Source organism: Paenalcaligenes hominis, from assembly GCF_041359055.1.
GTDB lineage: Bacteria > Pseudomonadota > Gammaproteobacteria > Burkholderiales > Burkholderiaceae_B > Paenalcaligenes > Paenalcaligenes hominis_A.
Window position 1 is genome coordinate 228576 of sequence record NZ_JBGJKZ010000004.1, and the last position, 18837, is coordinate 247412.

Annotated in this window: 16 protein-coding genes; 9 read left to right on the forward strand and 7 right to left on the reverse strand. The window is 47.2% G+C overall.

Annotation, left to right across the window (positions count from 1 at the left end; all coding sequences use genetic code 11):
• Window positions 1–2: 2 nt before the first annotated feature.
• On the reverse strand, window positions 3–3329 hold the full coding sequence (locus ACBP46_RS10970) for a UvrD-helicase domain-containing protein (protein ID WP_371016776.1): 3327 nt from the start codon (window positions 3327–3329) through the stop codon (window positions 3–5).
• Complete coding sequence (locus ACBP46_RS10975; protein ID WP_371016777.1) at window positions 3307–5964, reverse strand: hypothetical protein; 2658 nt, start codon at window positions 5962–5964, stop codon at window positions 3307–3309. The genes ACBP46_RS10970 and ACBP46_RS10975 overlap by 23 nt, the downstream gene beginning before the upstream one ends.
• Before the next feature lie 87 nt (window positions 5965–6051).
• On the opposite strand from ACBP46_RS10975, the gene ACBP46_RS10980 reads away from it, so the two are divergent.
• Window positions 6052–6864, forward strand: a complete 813-nt coding sequence (locus ACBP46_RS10980; protein WP_371016778.1) for a TOBE domain-containing protein — start codon at window positions 6052–6054, stop codon at window positions 6862–6864.
• Here the strand turns inward: ACBP46_RS10980 and ACBP46_RS10985 are convergent.
• The 3 genes from ACBP46_RS10985 to modA form a co-directional block, all read right to left on the reverse strand.
• Complete coding sequence (locus tag ACBP46_RS10985) at window positions 6861–7613, reverse strand: ATP-binding cassette domain-containing protein (RefSeq protein ID WP_371016779.1); 753 nt, start codon at window positions 7611–7613, stop codon at window positions 6861–6863. The two genes, ACBP46_RS10980 and ACBP46_RS10985, sit on opposite strands and share 4 nt — an antisense overlap.
• Window positions 7613–8287, reverse strand: a complete 675-nt coding sequence (modB, locus tag ACBP46_RS10990; RefSeq protein ID WP_371016780.1) for a molybdate ABC transporter permease subunit — start codon at window positions 8285–8287, stop codon at window positions 7613–7615. Before modB ends, ACBP46_RS10985 begins: the two co-directional genes overlap by 1 nt.
• A 64-nt stretch (window positions 8288–8351) precedes the next feature.
• Window positions 8352–9059: a molybdate ABC transporter substrate-binding protein gene (modA, locus tag ACBP46_RS10995; RefSeq protein ID WP_371016797.1), complete on the reverse strand. Its 708-nt coding sequence runs from the start codon at window positions 9057–9059 to the stop codon at window positions 8352–8354.
• A 165-nt stretch (window positions 9060–9224) separates the two neighbouring features.
• Between modA and ACBP46_RS11000 the strand changes: the two genes are divergently transcribed.
• The 4 genes from ACBP46_RS11000 to ACBP46_RS11015 all read left to right on the forward strand — a co-directional run bounded on the left by ACBP46_RS11000 (window position 9225) and on the right by ACBP46_RS11015 (window position 12040).
• Entirely contained in the window at window positions 9225–10127 is a 903-nt protein-coding gene (locus ACBP46_RS11000; RefSeq protein ID WP_371016781.1) for a tyrosine recombinase, read from the forward strand.
• A 5-nt stretch (window positions 10128–10132) separates the two neighbouring features.
• Window positions 10133–10621, forward strand: a complete 489-nt coding sequence (ybaK, locus tag ACBP46_RS11005; protein ID WP_371016798.1) for a Cys-tRNA(Pro) deacylase — start codon at window positions 10133–10135, stop codon at window positions 10619–10621.
• 159 nt (window positions 10622–10780) lie between these two features.
• Window positions 10781–11188, forward strand: a complete 408-nt coding sequence (locus tag ACBP46_RS11010) for a GlcG/HbpS family heme-binding protein (RefSeq protein ID WP_371016782.1) — start codon at window positions 10781–10783, stop codon at window positions 11186–11188.
• Window positions 11189–11386: 198 nt separating this feature from the next.
• Window positions 11387–12040: a TetR/AcrR family transcriptional regulator gene (locus tag ACBP46_RS11015; protein WP_371016783.1), complete on the forward strand. Its 654-nt coding sequence runs from the start codon at window positions 11387–11389 to the stop codon at window positions 12038–12040.
• Window positions 12041–12077: 37 nt separating this feature from the next.
• Here the strand turns inward: ACBP46_RS11015 and hppD are convergent, their stop codons facing one another.
• Both hppD and ACBP46_RS11025 read right to left on the reverse strand, forming a co-directional pair.
• The gene (hppD, locus tag ACBP46_RS11020; protein ID WP_371016784.1) at window positions 12078–13163 is read right to left on the reverse strand and encodes a 4-hydroxyphenylpyruvate dioxygenase; all 1086 of its coding nucleotides are present in this window, start codon (window positions 13161–13163) and stop codon (window positions 12078–12080) included.
• 168 nt (window positions 13164–13331) lie between these two features.
• Window positions 13332–13811 (reverse strand): MarR family winged helix-turn-helix transcriptional regulator, encoded by a 480-nt coding sequence (locus tag ACBP46_RS11025; RefSeq protein ID WP_371016785.1) that lies wholly within the window; start codon window positions 13809–13811, stop codon window positions 13332–13334.
• A 125-nt stretch (window positions 13812–13936) separates the two neighbouring features.
• Between ACBP46_RS11025 and ACBP46_RS11030 the strand changes: the two genes are divergently transcribed.
• From ACBP46_RS11030 to ACBP46_RS11045, 4 genes are all read left to right on the forward strand, one after another.
• Window positions 13937–14920: a tripartite tricarboxylate transporter substrate-binding protein gene (locus ACBP46_RS11030; protein WP_371016786.1), complete on the forward strand. Its 984-nt coding sequence runs from the start codon at window positions 13937–13939 to the stop codon at window positions 14918–14920.
• Window positions 14920–16482 carry a sulfatase-like hydrolase/transferase gene (locus ACBP46_RS11035; protein ID WP_371016787.1) on the forward strand — a complete coding sequence of 521 codons (1563 nt, stop codon included), beginning with the start codon at window positions 14920–14922 and terminating at the stop codon, window positions 16480–16482. The genes ACBP46_RS11030 and ACBP46_RS11035 overlap by 1 nt, the downstream gene beginning before the upstream one ends.
• Window positions 16483–16958: 476 nt before the next feature.
• Complete coding sequence (gene tsaE / locus ACBP46_RS11040; protein ID WP_371016788.1) at window positions 16959–17456, forward strand: tRNA (adenosine(37)-N6)-threonylcarbamoyltransferase complex ATPase subunit type 1 TsaE; 498 nt, start codon at window positions 16959–16961, stop codon at window positions 17454–17456.
• Complete coding sequence (locus ACBP46_RS11045; protein ID WP_371016789.1) at window positions 17426–18790, forward strand: N-acetylmuramoyl-L-alanine amidase; 1365 nt, start codon at window positions 17426–17428, stop codon at window positions 18788–18790. The genes tsaE and ACBP46_RS11045 overlap by 31 nt, the downstream gene beginning before the upstream one ends.
• Window positions 18791–18837: the final 47 nt, after the last annotated feature.

Sequence of the window (18837 nt, forward strand, 5' to 3'; positions counted from 1 at the left end):
CACTAAATTTCACACCAGAGGTCTGCTCTAGGAAAATAAAGTGCCGCTTTGGCTTGGCGTCCGTCAAAGGCCGTCACCTGATCGCAGTAACGCCGTAGCTGAGCAGCATAGCGTTCTTTCATAATGTCCAAAAACTCCTCAGTGGATTGACCGGGATAAGGCTGACCTGTTTTAAAGTCCACAATTAACCACTGATCTTCTTGAGAAATAGCAAGGTCAATAATTGAAACTCGGCCTTCGGCATCAATTAGCGTCCATTCTCTATATGCTTTAGCCACATCTAGCAACCACTGCCCTTTAGTACTAGTCAAAGTGCGTAATAAGGTATCGTGGATTACCATTACGGCCTCATCTACCTCATTTAGGGCAAACCCAGCTCGCAATAACTGACGTCGCATCACAGCGGTACTGGCTTCAATGCGCTCTACGTCCCACGCAGCTCTACCCTCACGCCCAATGCGTTCTAACCAAGCATGCGCTACCGTGCCAATGGCAGCCTCTTTAAAAGGCTCTTCATTCCATTGCCAGTGATTAGAACCCGTAGGCACATGGCGAGGCCTAACATATGGCAGCGCAGCAAGATCCTGCACACGCACAAGGTGATGTTGGGGGGTGGCTCCTTGGGGCCGCATTGAAGCAGGAGCAGCCTGAGGCTCTGCTGCAGTAAAAGCCGCTTCAACCCGTGGCCAGAGCAAATGCAACAAAGAACGCGAACGTACTACCAGCTCGTCTTTGGTCACATTTTGCTCAATCACACCAACCAAATGCAACTGATGACGCGCTCGCGTCACAGCCACATACAATAATCGCTGCATTTCAAACTCAGCGCGCTTTTTCTCGCGCTCAGCTATAAATACACTTAACGGGTCACGCTGGAGCGCATCGCTAGCTTTAACCATCCCCACATATAAACGCCCATGGCTTTGTTCTATGCCCAATAAAGGCTCTTTGTCTCGCGCCGCATCTCGGTTCAAGTCATACAAAATCACCGACTCAAACTCAAGCCCTTTAGATTTATGAATTGTCATCACTTCAACGGCTTGGGTGGCATTTTGTGCTACCGCAAAAAGTCGTTGAATTTTTTCCTCAAACACATCCAAATCTAAGTCACCGTACGGTGCCAATTGCTCAAGCAAACGGAACACATTTTCTGCATCTGCTTTTTCATTGGGGCTTCCATAAATTTGCTCGCCTCCCAAGCGCAACCAACAATGCTCTACACAAGCCGCAAAAGGTAACGCACCACTTTGCTGCGACTGATCTAGCAATACATTCGCCACATGCTGCAAACGCTCCCACTCGTTTACGTCCCACTGCTGCGGATCGGCTGCCTCAATCAGGTGTGGAATAGTTGCTGTACGATGGTGTCCACAAAGTTGGTGTAGGCTAGCCAAACGCAAGCCGCAAAGAGGGGCACGTAATAATGAGAGCCAAGCAAGGCGATCACCTGGGTGTTTAAGAGCGCGCACTAGCTGCACAATATCTTGAACTACTGGCCTAGAGTGTAAGCTATCAATTTCAACGGCTTTGGTTGGAATACCCGCCTGCTGCAAAACTTGAATTAAGGGACCTAGATGACTGCGGGCTCGTACCAACACCGCAGCGGGTTTAGCGCTATCCTTAAATTGTGTTAAAGCAGCTTGGCAAAGGCTGACTACGCGTTGCTGCGCTGCCTCTAGAGCCTGCTCTCTACTCATCACGCCCTCTTGGTGGCGTTGATAAATAAAAGGATGCTCCTGTACTTTAGACAGTTCTTTTTCATCATGAAACGGCACCGACGGATTATAGGTCACGGCCCCCAACTCTAAGTCGGGCTGGGCTGGAAATAAATCTGCACCTAACTCATTAACCCAGTGCACCAAATTGGCCGCCGACCTAAAGTTATTGCTTAAAGCCACGGCCGTCAGTTCAACATCGCCTAAACGTTGCTCACGCTGAACCTGCAAGAACAACCCTACTTCTGCTTTACGAAAGCGGTAAATGGACTGCATGGGATCGCCCACTAAAAAGACCGTGCGGCCATCGTCGGCAGCCCAACCCGAAGTTAAGCGCTCTAGTAGCTTAATTTGATTCAAACTGGTGTCTTGAAACTCATCCACCAACAAGTGACTAATACTGCGATCCAAACGTAACAAAAGCTCTGAGGGTTGCTGCTCGTAGCCTAAGGCATCCAAGGCACGTTGCGCGATTTCAATGAAATCCACTTGCCCATGCTCTATAAACGCTAAGCGCAACTCCGCCACTGCCAATAATAAGGTTCGCGTTAACTGCTCTAGCAATTGCGTCTTCGCTGTACTGTACTCGGCTTGTAAATGTTGAATAGCAAGTAAAGGCTCAAGCCAAGGAGCGGTGTCATCATAGGCATCAACCCAATCTTTCATGCGCTCGTTCAAACTGACATTTAACCCTGCCGGAAAACCACAGCTTTTCGTAATACCTCGGCGTTTGCGTGGCACACGTGGTGTAGCCGCTGTTAACAAAAAATCAATCAGACCTTGCCAGCGCGTTAAGTGCTCGGGTATTGGTAGCAAAGGATCCGCCATAGACCAGTCAGCCAACGCCGGAAAACCCTTTTTGCCCTCGGCTAACAAGTTCTGATGTGCATACACAGCGCAGACACTGAGCTCTTCTTGCCAACCTAGCGGTAAGGCCTGATCTAAGCGCTCTAACTGCTCTACCACCAAGTCCTCTAAGTAGGTTTGCAATTGGTTTATAGAACCTGTGTGGCTTAAAGTAGGTAACCATTGATCGCGGATCGCCAGCATATTAACTAGCAGAGCCTCTACATCAACCAAATTAACGCCTAAATGTTTAATCACCTGAGCCACATCTGGCTCTTGATCTGCACGTGCTATGGTGTGCCGTGCTGCTTGTAAATACAAGCTATCTGCTTGATCAGACACCTCGGGCACACCACCTAAACCACTAAGCACTGGCATGGCTCGCACCAAATGAGCACACAAAGAGTCAATAGTACGAATGCTAAGACGTGCTGGGTGCTCAAGTAAGTTCCAACCCTGTGCGGCATCATGGGCTAAAGCGGCTCTTGCTAAATGCCAACTTTGTTTTTTGTACGCTTCTTCGGGCTCGGGCTGTTGAGCGGCCTGAAGCTTTTCAATCACACGTGCATGCATTTCTGCGGCAGCAGCACGCGTAAACGTAATGGCGACTATTTCCTCTGGCTTTTGCACTAGCGCAAGCAAGGCCAAAATGCGGTCCGTTAATAATTCCGTCTTACCTGAGCCAGCCGGGGCTTGCACTAAAAAAGATCGTGTCGCATCAACCGCCGCTTCTCGAATTAAATAATCACTCGGCTTCGTCAAGCTCATCCCACACCTCTTGGTTTAAACGTAAAAACGGTAATACATCGCAATACATCAAATCGTCTAATGCGTAATAGTGGTTACGAGCCACCCCTTGCAAAAACTCATCACGCATAGCCCATACGTGCTGAATTAAATGCTGCTCAAACTCTGCCCAATCCTTAAAGCGCTCAGCAAATTTTTTCGCATCGGTTTGAGTTAGGAGCTCGGGATCTTGACTAAAGCCGCCGAGCACGGCTTCGTAATGCAGAAAACCAAAGCACAAGGCCGCTACAGTTTGATCTTGCTCAGTCAGTAACGCCGCATAAATAGGCAGCTGCAACTCGATAGGACGTTCTCGCAACCATGCCACATAACGTTTATGCGCCACACTGGCTTTGTAATCCATCAAGACCAAGCGCCCATCCTCCAACTCATCAATACGGTCTATACGCATCCTGGTATTAAAGCCCGGCAAAGTATGGGCTTGCTCAAGAGCACGCACACGGAATGCAGGGCGCGTGCGCTCTAGCTCAAGCCATGTAGTCAACACACCGACTGCTCGCTCAATCTCTAGTTGGCGAATAACTGAAGGCATTTTACTCAACTGCTCTGTAGCGGCTTGTTCTACCGCAGACTGCACACGTGCAACCATTTGCTGTTGAGCTAATGCATGCTGTAGGCCTGCTGAGTCTTTTGGCTCTATATGCAACCAAATCAGCTCTAAGGCACGGTGTAAAAAGTTACCACGCCATAATCGTATAGCTCGGGTATCTTCATACGATGGGAGGGCTTGGGCATATAAGCGATACTGCACAAACGCCCAGAGTGGATTACGCGCTTGTTTATCTAATACCCCACTGCCCCCTAAAATGGCTTGCTCTGGCTCTACAGGGGGGCCTTGCTCATCAAGCAAACGCTCTAAGACAGGAGGATGCACCACCGATTGAGCTAAAGGATCGGACTCAGCCGTAACCGACAAGGACTCAATAAGTGGGCTGGGTCGCAATAGCTGACCATTGTCTTGTTCTGCGTAACTAAAAATCAAGGTAGGAGCGGCTTGATGCAATACCTGACACATTTGATAGGCCCACTGCAACTCACGCTCTGGCGTGGAGCGTGGGGCTTGTGCCTGACGTAACACCTGATAAGGAATAAATGGATTTGGTTTAGGAATAGCAGGCAACACCTCATCCGTAGCCCCGATGACCCAAATGCCATCCCAATGCCCGCCTTCCGCCTCTAACACCCCCAGCACATCTAAGCGCGTACCCGTTTCACGTTGCGGCTGAAAAATAGTTTCACGCAAATAGCGCTCTAACATAGCTACAACCTGAGCAAATGACGGCGCGCCAAACACAGGCGCAAGACGAGAAAACAAGCCCAAACGCTGCTCGAAAGTTTGCATGGTCTGGTAAGCATGACTATCTAGGGTTTGTTCACCGGGAAACCCTAAAGCTTGTAAAGCCGCACGTATAGGCGCTATCCATTGCGCGGGTGCCAGATGGTCAGCTTGATCTTGAATATGCTGTACGGCTTCTCGCCATGCTGGGCCCAGGCTATCGCATTGCGCCAACGCCTCGTCCACATCACTCTTTGTTAAATAAACGGTCTGCTGCTGACGCCACTTTACATCTAGCTGCACCCGCAGATTGCGCTCTGAATGATCCCCTATACAATAACCCTGTAAAAGCGCTTGCCCTAAACTTTGACAACGCACGCGCCCTTGATGGTATTCGGCTAAAACGTGCAACCATGTTAATGCAGCACGCACCAAAGGCCACTGACTTAATGGACGCCCTACTGCTACGTTCCACCTAAAGCCTGGACATGCATCGGATTGGGGCGCTAGTTCGTGAGCTAGCACCCGATGCACATGGGGGACTTGCTTTTGCAAATCAAACGCTACGATGGCATAACACCCTTTTGGGTTATCACGCAGTTGCTGTGCCGCCCATTGCGCCGCCAAACGCCATTCTGCCTCTGGGGTAGGTGCTAGCACACGTCTGGCCAGAGCAGGTTGCCGTTCTTGTTCACAAAAGGTATACAACGTAACGCCTTGTTGGTGTAAGGCATGAGTTAAACGCTGCATACGTTGCGACATATCATGAAAGCCCACCAACACCACATTTTTCCATTGGGGCTGATACCAAGCTTGCTCAATGGCAACCACCACACGCTCTGCGGCGCGGTTTTGATCATCTAAATCGTGCTCTTCCAGATACTGCTTGTAGGCTTCACGCCATACCGTAAACCGTTGTGAATCTGCCGTGTGCTCCTCTGGCTCAATCGTTAGTGACCACTCGTCCATTAACAGATCTGCCTCGGCAGCCAATTTAGCAGCTTGGGGCACATCAATCAGCCACGACTGCTCTTCCTCTTGGCTGTAAATAATTTGCTCCCACACGTGAAGACTGCTAAAACTGTCTAATAAATAGGAAGCAGGCACATAGTCATCAAAAAAGCTGAGGTCATCATTTGCCTGTCTTAACCATGCCGATAAAGGCATAATATCTGGCACGGCAATGGCTTTTTTTTGGCCGCGTAAACTTTGTTGCAAATCAGACAATATGCGACGGGCAAAGCGATTGTTTACAGTAAGCACTAGCGTTTCTTCGCTTTGTAACTGAAGTAACTCGGTACAATCTAGTTGGGCGTACATACGACGCATCTCCTTTTTGCAGCAAAAACACTTAGTAACGGACTTTTGCTCTTTTCATCAACACAGAGACACAGATTAAATCAAACCATGTCATCAGAAAATACCCCTTCGTTTGAGCTAGCTGGCTCTATTTGGTTTCGCTCCGGTACCTTAAACTGGGGTAACCCACGGCGGATGGCACTTTTAGCCGCCATTCACGAGCACGGTTCCATTTCTGCTGCAGCGCGCCATATTGACTTGAGCTATAAAGCCGCTTGGGATGCCATCGACACCATGAACAACTTGGCCGACGAACCTTTAGTTCTGCGCACTACCGGCGGCCAACGTGGTGGCGGAGCCTCGTTAACACCTAAAGCTCTAGAAATACTCGAGTTCTACCAGCAGCTCGATGCTGCGCATCAGCGCTTTATGAAACATTTAACCAAAGCACAGCCCGGCTCAGACAAAAACTTGGAATTACTACAAACCATGATGGTTCAAACTTCTGCACGCAATAATTTTTCTGGAATCGTTTCTAAAATTACTCTAGGCGCTGTGAATGCCGAGGTTTCTCTTAACATTGGGGGCAATCAACCAATTATTGCGTCTATTACACGCGAAAGCGTAGAAAGCATGTCCTTGAAGGAAGGCGTACGTGCGTTGGCTTTTCTTAAAGCCTCATCTATTATTGTTGCTCTGCCCAATGAGGGCAAGCTTTCTGCACGCAACCAGCTAGAGGGCACTATTGTGCATATCGAACCCGGTGCAGTAAATGCCGAGGTCGGGTTGGAAATTTCTGATAAACATCGCATTACGGCCATTATTACAATGGAAAGCCTAAAGCGTTTACAGCTAGAAGTCGGTCAGCGCGCTGTGGCTATATTCAAAGCCTCTAGCGTTTTATTGGGTACCATAGACTAAAACCCCACGGCTGCACGCTGCAACTCGGTAGCCAATCGATCGCGGCTAAGCGCTATTTCTTGGCTCAGTTCCTCAGGGGTGCAATGCCCCTGAATTTTGCCATCAGCAATACGGTACACCTCGTCAGCTAATACAATGGCATCCTCAGGGTCGTGCGTAATGATAATCGATGGGATATCTAGCTGCTTTTGTAACTGAGATAGCTCTTTTCGCATGCGTACGCGTAAATGAATGTCTAAGGCGGCCAAAGGCTCATCCAACAATAACAGCTCGGGGCTAACAGCCAAAGCCCGAGCCAATGCGGTACGTTGTTTTTGACCTCCGGATATCTCGTGCGGATAATTTCCTAAAATGGCTTGTAGGTCAAAGGCTGCGACCCAGCGCTTAGCGCCGTCAGGCACCCATTTTTTAGTCGGGTTAAATAGCCCCCGCTTCAAACCAAAGCTAATATTCTGCGCTACGGTTAAATGAGGAAACAAGCCATAGTCTTGCAACAAGTACGCGAGCTGACGCTCTTGGGGTGGCATATTAATGCCTTTGTCTGAACAAAAAAACAGCTTATCGTTAACGCGTATTTCACCACTGTCGGGGTTCATCAAACCCGACACGGCTTGAATAGTCAGAGTTTTACCCGAACCAGACGGTCCAAACAAAGCAATACGATGTGCTTGTGTTTCTAATTTAATATCAAGTAGGAACTCGCGGGTAGCATTTGTCAGCGAGCGTTTTATATTTATATAGACTGACATTACTGCACCCCTCGGCGTTGTTGTGGTGGCGTTAATAAGCCCGCCAACCACAAGATACTTACACAGCTAACCGATGTGACCAGCACCATTATTAGAGCAAGTTGGTCATTACCTGCTTGTACTGCTTCGTAAATAGAAATCGATAAAGTTTGTGTGCGTCCAGGAATACTGCCAGCAATCATCAAAGTAGCCCCAAATTCGCCTAGAGCACGCGCAAAAGCAAGCAATACACCAGCCATAATACCGCGCATTGCTAACGGCAAACTAATACGGAAAAACACCTCGAGCTGATTTAAGCCAAGGATCAGGCCCGCATTTTCCAAACGATTGTCCACATCTTCAAATGCAGCACGCGCCGATTTTAGCACCAGAGGAAACGCCACTACGGTAGCCGCCAATACCGCACCTTGCCAAGTAAAAACCAGCTCTATGCCCATACTAGAAAGCCACTGCCCTAACCAGCCACGTCGTCCAAACACAACCAACAAATAATACCCAATGACAGTGGGTGGCAACACCATAGGTAAGGTCAAAATAGAATCAACCAAATTACATAATGGTGAACGCCAGCGTGACAATAAAAAAGCAACGCCAATACCAAAGATAGAAGCAAAAAGCGTGGCCCAGCCCGCCACTTTTAATGACAACAGCAACGGTACCCAAAGACCCGTCATAACTTACTCTCTTTTAATGCAAAGGCTGCATAATGCAGCCTTTACGTGCTTTATTTTTGTAGAACTACGGTTTGTTAAAACCGTATTTAGCTAACACAGCCTGCCCCTCATCAGACAAAATATAATCAATATACGCTTGGCCGGACTCATTACGCCCCTTGCGTTTTACTAATGCGATGGGGTAAGTCACCGGTACTGTGGTCTCAATCTGCTCTACCACTAATACTTTGTCTTTCATAACAGCCGCATCCGTAGCAAAAACAAACCCAGCATCCACTTCGCCTCTAGCTACATAGTCTAATACTTGACGCACGTTTTGACCCAATACTTTACGAGACTCTACACTTGCCCAATCGCCGGATTTTTCTAAGGCTCCTTGTGTGTATCGACCTACTGGTACTGTTTCAGGATTGCCATACGCCACGCGTGTCACATCATTATTGGCTAAATCGGCTACCTTTTTGATATTTTTAGGATTATCTGCAGGTACAATAAGCACTACCCCATTTTGTACAAAGTCATGGCGTGTAGCAGCATCTACGGCACCTGCCTCTACCGCTTTATCCATGGCTTTTTGATCTGCTGAAGCAAACACATCAACGGGCGCACCATTAATAATTTGTTGCAACAACACATCCGAGGCAGCAAAGCTATTTAACACCTTGGTATTTGCCTGTTGTTTTTCAAAATTCTCCCCAATTTCTTTGAACGCATTGGTCAGACTGGCCGCAGCAGAAACCACTAAGTCAGCCGCAACCACAGGGGCCGACATGACTGTTACACTTAATGCACCAGCTAAAAAAGCAATACGCCATGATTTTTTTAATGCTATCACCGTAGACTCCTTATTATTTGTTACGTTATTTAACCACCTACGAGCGTAGTATAGCACCCTATATATATAAGGGTGGTGTTAAAATCGCCTCCACTACAAATTATGATGACGCAGACCACTCAAGACTGGATTGAGCAATTCGCTCAACAACTCGTTCAAGATCAACTGTCTACGCATACCGTAGCTGCATATAAGCGCGATATACAACGCTTTGTGCTTTGGCTTCAGGAACACGCGCCGTCTGTCACCGTGTCTACCGTTTCCACAGCACTTATATCCACTTGGCTTGCAGATACCAAAAGCAACCCTACCCCCAGCACCGTTAATCGTCGGTTAGCCACGCTCAATAAATTTTATGACTGGTTAAAAAATCAACAACACATTGCGCAGAACCCCACCCAAGGCTTACGCACAGTTAAGGTTTTGGCGCAAAACAATCCCACTATTAGTGAAACCGACATTGATCGATTATTGAATACGCCCCCTACTCATACAGCATTAGGTTTACGTGATAAATGCATGCTAGAGCTGCTTTATGCCACCGGGATGCGGGTTTCCGAGTTAGTCAGCTTGGAAATGGATCAGCTGCAACTAGACCAAGGGGTGGTCTTGGTGACTCACCCTAATCAAATAGAACAACGTTTAATTCCTTTGAGTCCCGACGCGCGTCTTTGGCTAGAGCGGTATCTTCATCAAAGCCGAGCAGCCCTGCTGCATCGGCGCTCCTCTGAGGCGGTGTTTATTAGCACCCAGGGTAAAGCCATGACACGCCAAAGCTTTTGGTTAATTATCAAAAAATATGCTCACCAAGCGGGTATGCCAGCTACTTTATCGCCACACTCTTTGCGCCATGCTTTTGGCAGTCATTTACTAAAAAATGGTGCTAATCTTAATATGGTGCAATTACTGCTGGGCCATAAAAACCCTAGCACCACGCAAATTTATAGCCATGTTACACGCGAACGTCTAAAACAACTGCATCGCGAACACCATCCACGCGCTTGAATTTGATCTCTATGTCTAAAAAACCCAGTGAAACCCTTGCAACACAGTGGTTAAAAAAACAACAAATACCATTTACTGAACATGTGTATGAGTACACAGCCAAAGGGGGGGCCAATGACGCTGCCCAAAAACTAGGCTTAGACCCACACCTCACCATTAAAACCTTAATTATGGAAGACGAGAAAAAACAGCCACTGGTTGTTTTAATGCATGGTGACCAAGAGGTATCAACGAAAAACCTAGCCCGCCAAACTGGAGCCAAGCACATTCAACCTTGTGAGCCTGCTACCGCCCAACGTCACTCTGGCTACTTGGTGGGGGGTACCTCACCCTTTGGTACACGTAAAACCATGCCCATTTGGGTACAACATACTATCTTAACGCTTGATACTATTTATATTAATGGCGGCAAAAGAGGGATGCTGTTGCAGTTAGCCCCCCATATACTGATCGACAAACTACTCGCTCAACCGGTTGATGTGGCATTGGATTAAAGCCCAAGCTCTCTTAATGCAACCCATCGTTTTCCAGACTGTGGTGTAAAGCAGGATTCTTTGTAATACGCTTTATCAATCTATGGTTATGCTATATCATGAGTGCAACAATTCATAAAAATAGTTTGCAAAAATCAAATTACCCGCATTTAATTATCTATGTTTTTGACTCACCTAGATTGTCTTAATTTAGCTCATTGGCTGCACAATACAGTCTCAGAAGACGCTTTAAGTCCAGTCTGCTTTGCTATTGTAGACAGCTCTGGTGACCTTATTTGGTTCGAGCGCATGGATCAGGCTCCTGTTCAATCCATCACGCTTGCTATTTCTAAAGCCTATAGCGCTGCTCGTTTAGGTATTGCAACTACGGAATTTCATTTGCAGTTGCAACAAGATCATCTGCAGACCCAAGACTACATGGATGACCAGCTTACTGCAGTCCCTGGGGGCACTCCTTTATACAGTAGCGATAACCGCTTGATCGGCGCTATTGGGGTCAGTGGGCGCAACTCACAAAGTGATCAAACCTTAGCCGATGCTGTCGCCATGTATTTTCAGTCAATCTAAACCAAAATAGAACCTTAAACAAAAATGCCATACTCAAAAACGTATGGCATTTTTGTTAGGGTTTACTATGCGGGGTTAGCCTTAACCATTTTGTGCTTTGATTGCGAGATTAAAGTACAGGTCCTAAAATGCTTTGAAGACAATTCATACATGCACCACCTCTACAGCATTTTTTATCTAGCTTCTATCTGAATCCGCATGACAACGACGACAAAAAAAACCTCAACTAAACGGCGTACCCAATCAGAGCGCAGCCACGAAACAAAACGCAAAATTATTCAGTCCGCGCTGCACTTACTTCAGACAGTAGGCTACCAAAAAACTAATCTGCAAGACATTGCTCGGGGCGCAAATGTAACCTTAGGTGCCGTTCAGCATCAGTTTGGTAATCGTCAAAGCTTAATGGAAGAAGTGGTTGAGGCCGTCATGGCCCCCTTGGCTACTATAGGCAAAGGGTGGTCAGTGGATGCATTGCAACTGCCTTTATCCCAGCGCGCCCACGAGTTTGTGTACCAAGCGTGGAAAGATGTCTACGGAGCCCCCAGTTATATTGCAGCATGGAGCATGTTCTTTGGTTCACAAAACACTGCTTTGTTTGAAAAAATTAACGTGCATCGCTCGGTACATGATCCCATCTACTTTGCTCATTTTGTCGAAGTTTTCCCCGAGGTTGCTGCGTGTCATGCTCAACCAGAGCAGTTTGCGTATGTTATTTTTTCTGCCCTACGCGGTATTGCAATTATGCGTGTTTTTGATATAGATGAAATCGCTACCCAAACCCAACTAGATGTGATTACCCAAATGATCATTCAAGCTGGCAGTTTGACAAAAAAAGACGCTACGGCTTCGTAAAGCAATAGCGCCTACAGCATTAATAAACGCGTCGTAATTAGGCCGTTTCTTCGGCAGATAAAGTACCACGACGAATTTGATCGCGTTCAAGCGATTCGAACAACGCTTTAAAGTTGCCCTCGCCAAAACCTTCATCCCCTTTGCGTTGAATAAATTCAAAAAACACGGGGCCAAGTACAGGCTCTGAGAAAATCTGTAGCAACAAACGGGGTTGTTGCCCTTCTGTGGTGCCATCAAGCAAAATACCACGCGTTTGCAGCTCTGAAACCTCTTCGCCATGACCAGGCAAGCGCTCGGCAAGCATTTCATAATAGGTATTGCTAGGTGCTGTCATTAAGGGCACACCCGCAGCACGTAAGGCATCAATGGACTCAAAAATATTATCGCTAAGCAGCGCAATATGCTGTATGCCTTCGCCATTAAATGCCATTAAAAACTCTTCAATTTGACCGCCACCCTGTTTAGACTCCTCGTTTAGCGGAATGCGAATTTTGCCGTCAGGTGCGGTCATGGCTTTTGAAGTTAACCCCGTGTACTCGCCTTTGATATCGAAATAACGGATTTCACGGAAGTTAAATAAGCGTTCGTAAAAATCAGCCCAAAACGCCATGCGACCGCGGTACACATTATGTGTTAGATGATCCACAACTTTAAAGCCATGCCCTACTGGGTTACGATCCACATTTGGTAAAAACTCAAAATCAATATCGTAGATGGACTCGCCTTCTTGGTAGCGATCAATCAAATACAATGGAGCGCCCCCAATGCCTTTAATAGCTGGTAAACGCAACTCCATAGGACCAGTAGGAATATCAATAGGTTGCGCCCCTAACTCTAGAGCACGTTGGTACGCTTTTTGAGAATTTTTCACTCGGAAAGCCAAGCCACACGCCGCTGGACCATGCTCGGCCACGAAGTACGAAGCCAAACTTTTAGGTTCACGATTCACAATGAAATTAATATCACCTTGTCGGTATAAGGATACGTCTTTAGAGCGATGACGGGCTACTTCGGTAAAGCCAAGCTTTTCAAATAAGGGCTCTAATACACCTGAGGTAGGTGCTGCAAACTCTATAAACTCAAATCCAGCTAAGCCCATTGGGTTATCAAAAAGATCAGCCATAGCCGCCTCCTTAACTAAAAATTAATCAATATGGTTAACTAATTTACATTAACCATTTAATGTTTAATGTTAGTAGTTTCCCTAGGACTGCGCTGTGATGGATGATAATCCCCCAATTGACATCCTCCTTGCCCTAAAGGACGAAGCTTTGCTCGCATTTTGATGGAACTACCGGTTGCCGCGCCGCGCTTTATCCGTAATAAATGTAGAGGTATTAAGTTGTTGGGCGCGTCTAGTGATTGTGTTTAACAACGTAGTAAGTTGCTTTTGCTCAGCCGCACTTAGGTCTTGGATCAATAACTGGTTTAGCTCTTCGACCAATGGCCTCATCTTTTCATAAATAGCACAGCCTTTTGGTTCTAACTGCACCCATACCGAGCGTGCATTGGTGCGATTTTTAACACGAGACACCAAACCTTTTTCCACTAAGCGCGTAACGGTACGTGATGTGCGCACCAAGTCTAACTGCACCTCGTGCGCTAGCTCTGATACGCTTAACCGCTCAAAATGACTTAACGTTGCGACGATACGCCATTCACGACGCGTGATATTAAATCGCCCCTCACTTAAACGTACAAACATGGGGTTTGCGGAAGACCAAGCCAAATACAGCTGAAACAATGGCTGTGAACGTAAAAAACCCGTCATAACCTCTCCTCGTTCTTGCATGGGGTTATCCCTTTAATTCGCATACTTGATTAGATCAACCATTTACTCCATTGCTATGGTGTTTAATACCGCATCACATGATAAAAAAATGGAGGAATAACACAATGAAACTATGGCTAAAAAAAATCGCCGCACCGTTGGTCGCTACTGGCATTTTGTGGCAGGTAAGCCCAGCCTTGGCCGAGACCCCCTCATTTAGTAACCCATTTTATATAGCAGTAGGTTATAGCCCAGGTGGAGCCTCAGATCGAGCCGCTCGATTTGTTGCCGACCAATTACAAGAGCGCTTAAAAGTCAATGTAGTCGTAGAAAACCGTACTGGAGCAGGTGGGCGTATTGCGGCTCAATATGCCAAAAATCAGGGTGCATCTAAAGACATCATGATTATAGCTAACCCGGCTACGATGGTAATTGCGCCTTTGGTCATTAATAATTTAAGTTACGATCCAGACGTCGATTTCAAACCTGTTTCTGTTATTACCGATTACACCTTTGGTGTTGCCGTAGCCGCTGATAGTCCGCTTAAAACAATGGATGATCTACTTCAATGGGTAAAGGACAATCCAAACGATTTTAATGTGGCTGTACCAGCATCAGGAAGCTTGCCGCACTTCTTTGCGCTCATGCTAGCGGAAAAAAGTGGTGTGGACGCCGAGGCGATTAGTTACCGTGGCTCTGCTCCAGCCCTGAATGATCTAATTGGAGGCTCAATTCCTGTTGCCATCGACACCATGGATGTGCTGACGCCTCAACACAAAGGGGGGCGAATACGTGTTCTAGCCACCTCAGGGCTAGAGCCTGCCCCTAACTTAGACGGTGTCCCTACCCTGCAGCAAAGTGGTTTAGATATTCAGGCGGCGGGGTGGAATGCTTTTTATATGTCTGCAGACGCAGATGACGCCAAAGTGACGTATTTGGGCGATCTAATTAAAGACATCATAAGCCAACCTAAAATCCAAGAGCGTTTTAAAAACAGCGATTTACCGCCCGTGGCAGCAGACCGCTCAGAGTCCACCGTCATCATTAATGGTTTTAAACAGCTGTGGACTCCTATTATTCAAGCATCCGGCTACAAGGTGAACGAGTAATGTCAGTAGTAAAAAATGTGTTATTTATTATGGCGGACCAGTTACGCGCTGATCATTTAGCCTGTTATGGTCACCCTTATATACGTACACCTAACATTGATGCTCTAGCGAAAAAAGGCGTCAAATTTGAGCGTGCTTTTGTGAACTCTGGGGTTTGCGGCCCCTCTCGTATGAGCTATTACACTGGCCGCTACCCCTCTACGCATGGTGCCACATGGAATCGAGTGCCTTTATCCGTGGGCGAGGTGACGATGGGCGAATACCTGCGTCAGCATAAGCTTAATCTAGTCTTGGCAGGCAAAACACATGTTATGCCCGATCACGAAGGCTTAGCCCGTCTCAACCTTGATGGGGGCAGTGAGTTAGGTCAACTCCTTTATAATGGCGGCTTTGAGGAAATTGACCGCTATGATGGTCACCATGAGCCCGGTCAAGAAAGCGGTTATCCGGCTTATTTACGGCACCATGGCTACGAGTCAGACGACCCATGGACAGATTATGTTATCTCTGCCCTGAATGACCAAGGCGAAAAAGTCAGCGGTTGGTTCATGCGTAATGCGCGCTTTCCAGCCGTAGTCAAAGAAGAGCACTCTGAAACGGCCTATATGACAAATCAGGCTATCGATTTCATGAAAAAACAAGGCGATCAGCCGTGGGTCATGCACTTGAGTTATGTTAAACCCCACTGGCCCTACATTGCACCAGCCCCATATCACGCTATGTATAACGCCGATCAGTGCTTGCCAGTTATACGCAACGAAGAAGAAAAACACCATGCCCACCCTGTGGTCGCGGCTTATCGTGAACAAGAGGAGTCACAAAGCTTTGCACAAGACGAGTGCATACGTACCGTACGTCCTGCTTACCAAGGCTTGATTTCTCAACTAGATGAGCATTTGGGCCGTCTGTTTGAGCATATGGAACACCAAGGGCTTATGGATAACACTTTGGTTATATTTACTGCAGATCACGGTGATTTTCTGGGCGACCATTGGTTGGGTGAAAAAGAGTTGTTTTACGATACCGTCCAACAGGTGCCTATGATTATTATGGATCCACGAGCTAGCGCCGATGCATCGCGCGGTCAAAGCTTAACGGAAATGGTAGAAGCCGTGGATATTTTACCCACTATTTTGGATGCACTGGGGATACCCATTCCTTGTCACCGTCTTGAAGGGCGCAGCCTACAGCCTGTACTTTTCCAAGAACATAAGACTTGGCGCAATACTGTGTACTCAGAGTTGGACTATAGCTATAGGCGCTCTAGGCTGTTATTGAACCGTACTCCATTTAACTCGCGGGCCTGGGCCATACGCACCGAGCGTTGGTATTATGTGTACTGGATGGATTTACCCGAGCAGCTTTTTGACCTAGAAAACGACCCGCACCAGTTTCAAGACTTGGGCCGCAGTGCTAGCCACCAAGCTATTCGCGACGAATTACGCCAAGAGCTACTAATCTGGTTCAGTCAATTAAAACGTCGTACTACCGTTACTACGGCTGCCATAGAAAAAGGCACCGATGCGTATAAAAAAGCAGGCGTATTTTTTGGTCAATGGTAATACGTGCTTTATAAAAAAAGTGCCTATTCATATACAGGCACTTTTTTATGTGATGGCGGCCCCAGCAGGAATCGAACCTGCAATCTTCCCTTCGTACCACTACGGTTTTCACCGCGTAAGCCAATATGTGGTTACTTTGTGGTCTGGACTATGCCTTCACCCTGTAATACTAACAAGTAATAGGTAGGTGGTGCCTGTCTAGTCTCTACACGTTCAGTGTGCATAACACTGCTTCGCTCGGCGTTGCCTCGTACAAGACAGGGGGTTCGCCGAATTTAAGCACATTCACACCTAGATTTTCACCTAGGTTGCCCAAAAAAATAGGAGGGGAAAGTTATATCCATTTAACTATGGGGCCAAAAAGAAATTATAAAAAGAAAAAACCTTTCTAAGCAATCTATAATAAGACTCTTTGACTTTCTGCCACTATGGTAGGTACACGTCATTTTGTTGGCTATTTGCTTAAATTAACGATTATGTCTTCCTCCACCTCAGCATTGGCTACTTATCACCAATTTCTTGCAGACGAAGATGCAACCAACGCGCTCGCGCAGCGTTTGGCTCAAGCAGTACAACCGCTTGAAAGCAGCGTCCACCTTTACTTAGAGGGCGACTTAGGTGCTGGTAAAACCGCATTTACCCGAGCCTTTCTGCGTGCCTTAGGCGTTACCGGTCGTATCAAAAGTCCTAGCTATGCGTTGCTAGAAAACTATAAAGTTTCTAACTTTAATCTCTATCATCTTGATTTCTATCGTTTTAACGACCCCGAGGAATGGGTAGAGGCCGGTTTTCGTGATATTCTAGAGGAAAAAGCCGTTGTACTTATCGAGTGGCCAGAAAAAGCAGGCGGGCTATTACCCCATCCCGACTTAACACTGCACCTTGAGTACCAAGGCGAAGGGCGAGACTTAACTATTACTGCCTATAGCAACAAAGGACAAACATGGCTAAACACTCTCAACCAAAGCATCTAACGATGAATAGCGTTTGCTCTAGCCGACGCCGTTTCGTTGCCTCTGCAACGACTCTACTTGTGTTTCCCATTGTGCCTCGAATTGCTCATGCCAACAGTATTGTGGCGGTTCGAACATGGCCAGCCGACGATTACACACGCGTCACCCTAGAGCTCGACCAAGAACTTCAGTCCGAACACTTCACTTTAGATAACCCTCACCGCATGGTGATTGACCTAAAAGGATTGCAACTCAACTCCACCTTGCACGAGCTCGTCTCCAAGGTCCGCGCCAATGACCCCTACATTCAAAATGTGCGTGTGGGTCAGTTTAGTGCGGATGTAGTGCGCTTGGTTCTAGACCTTAAACAACCCATCGCCCCTCAGGTTTTTACCTTAAAACCCATTGGTGAATACAAATACCGTTTAGTTATTGATTTGTATCCCCGTGTAGCACGTGATCCCCTCTTGGCTCTTCAAAACGCTGCCGACGAGGACCCACTTGCCGCTGTGCTTGACCAGCTAGCGCAATCCCAACCCTCTGTGCCCGTCCCTACGGTTACAGGGCAAAGTACTCCCCCTCCTTTAACAAAACCCGCCTCTGTGCCGAAACCTAGCGAGCCAGTGCCTCAAGTCAGCCCCACGCGTCAAAACCGTCCTATTTTGGTCGCTCTAGACCCAGGTCACGGTGGTGAAGACCCAGGCGCTATTGGACCTAGCGGGGTGCGCGAAAAAGACGTAGTACTACAAATTGCCCATCGCTTAAAAAAACTCATCGACGCCCAGCCCAACATGCGCGCCTATATGACACGCGATAAAGATTTTTTCGTGCCTTTAGGGGTACGCGTGCAAAAAGCCCGTCGTGTTCAAGCTGACTTATTTATTTCTATCCATGCAGATGCGTGGATAAAGCCCACTGCACGTGGTTCATCGGTGTACGCGCTATCTCAAAACGGCGCAACTAGCAGTGCCGCCAGTTGGCTGGCTAAAAAAGAAAACGAGGCAGACTTAGTTGGCGGTATTAATATCGGCTCTCACAACAAACAAGTCGCTCAAGTTTTGCTGGATCTCTCTACTGCAGCCCAGATTAACGACTCAATGCGTATAGGCAACGGCGTTTTAGGCGAAATTGGCAAAGTCAATCGCTTGCACAAGCGCCAAGTCGAGCGCGCTGGTTTTGCTGTGCTAAAAGCCCCTGATATCCCATCCATATTAATTGAAACAGCGTTTATCAGTAATCCCACCGAGGAAAAACTACTCAGCAGCGCGGGCCACCAAGACAAATTAGCACGGGCCATGCTTAGTGGCATCCAAGATTATTTTAAAAATGGTGCGGCCTTAGCTCAGCGTGGCTAATCACAGCACTTTCTCTGCATAAAAAAGACCCCAAAAAGTTAAGTAGC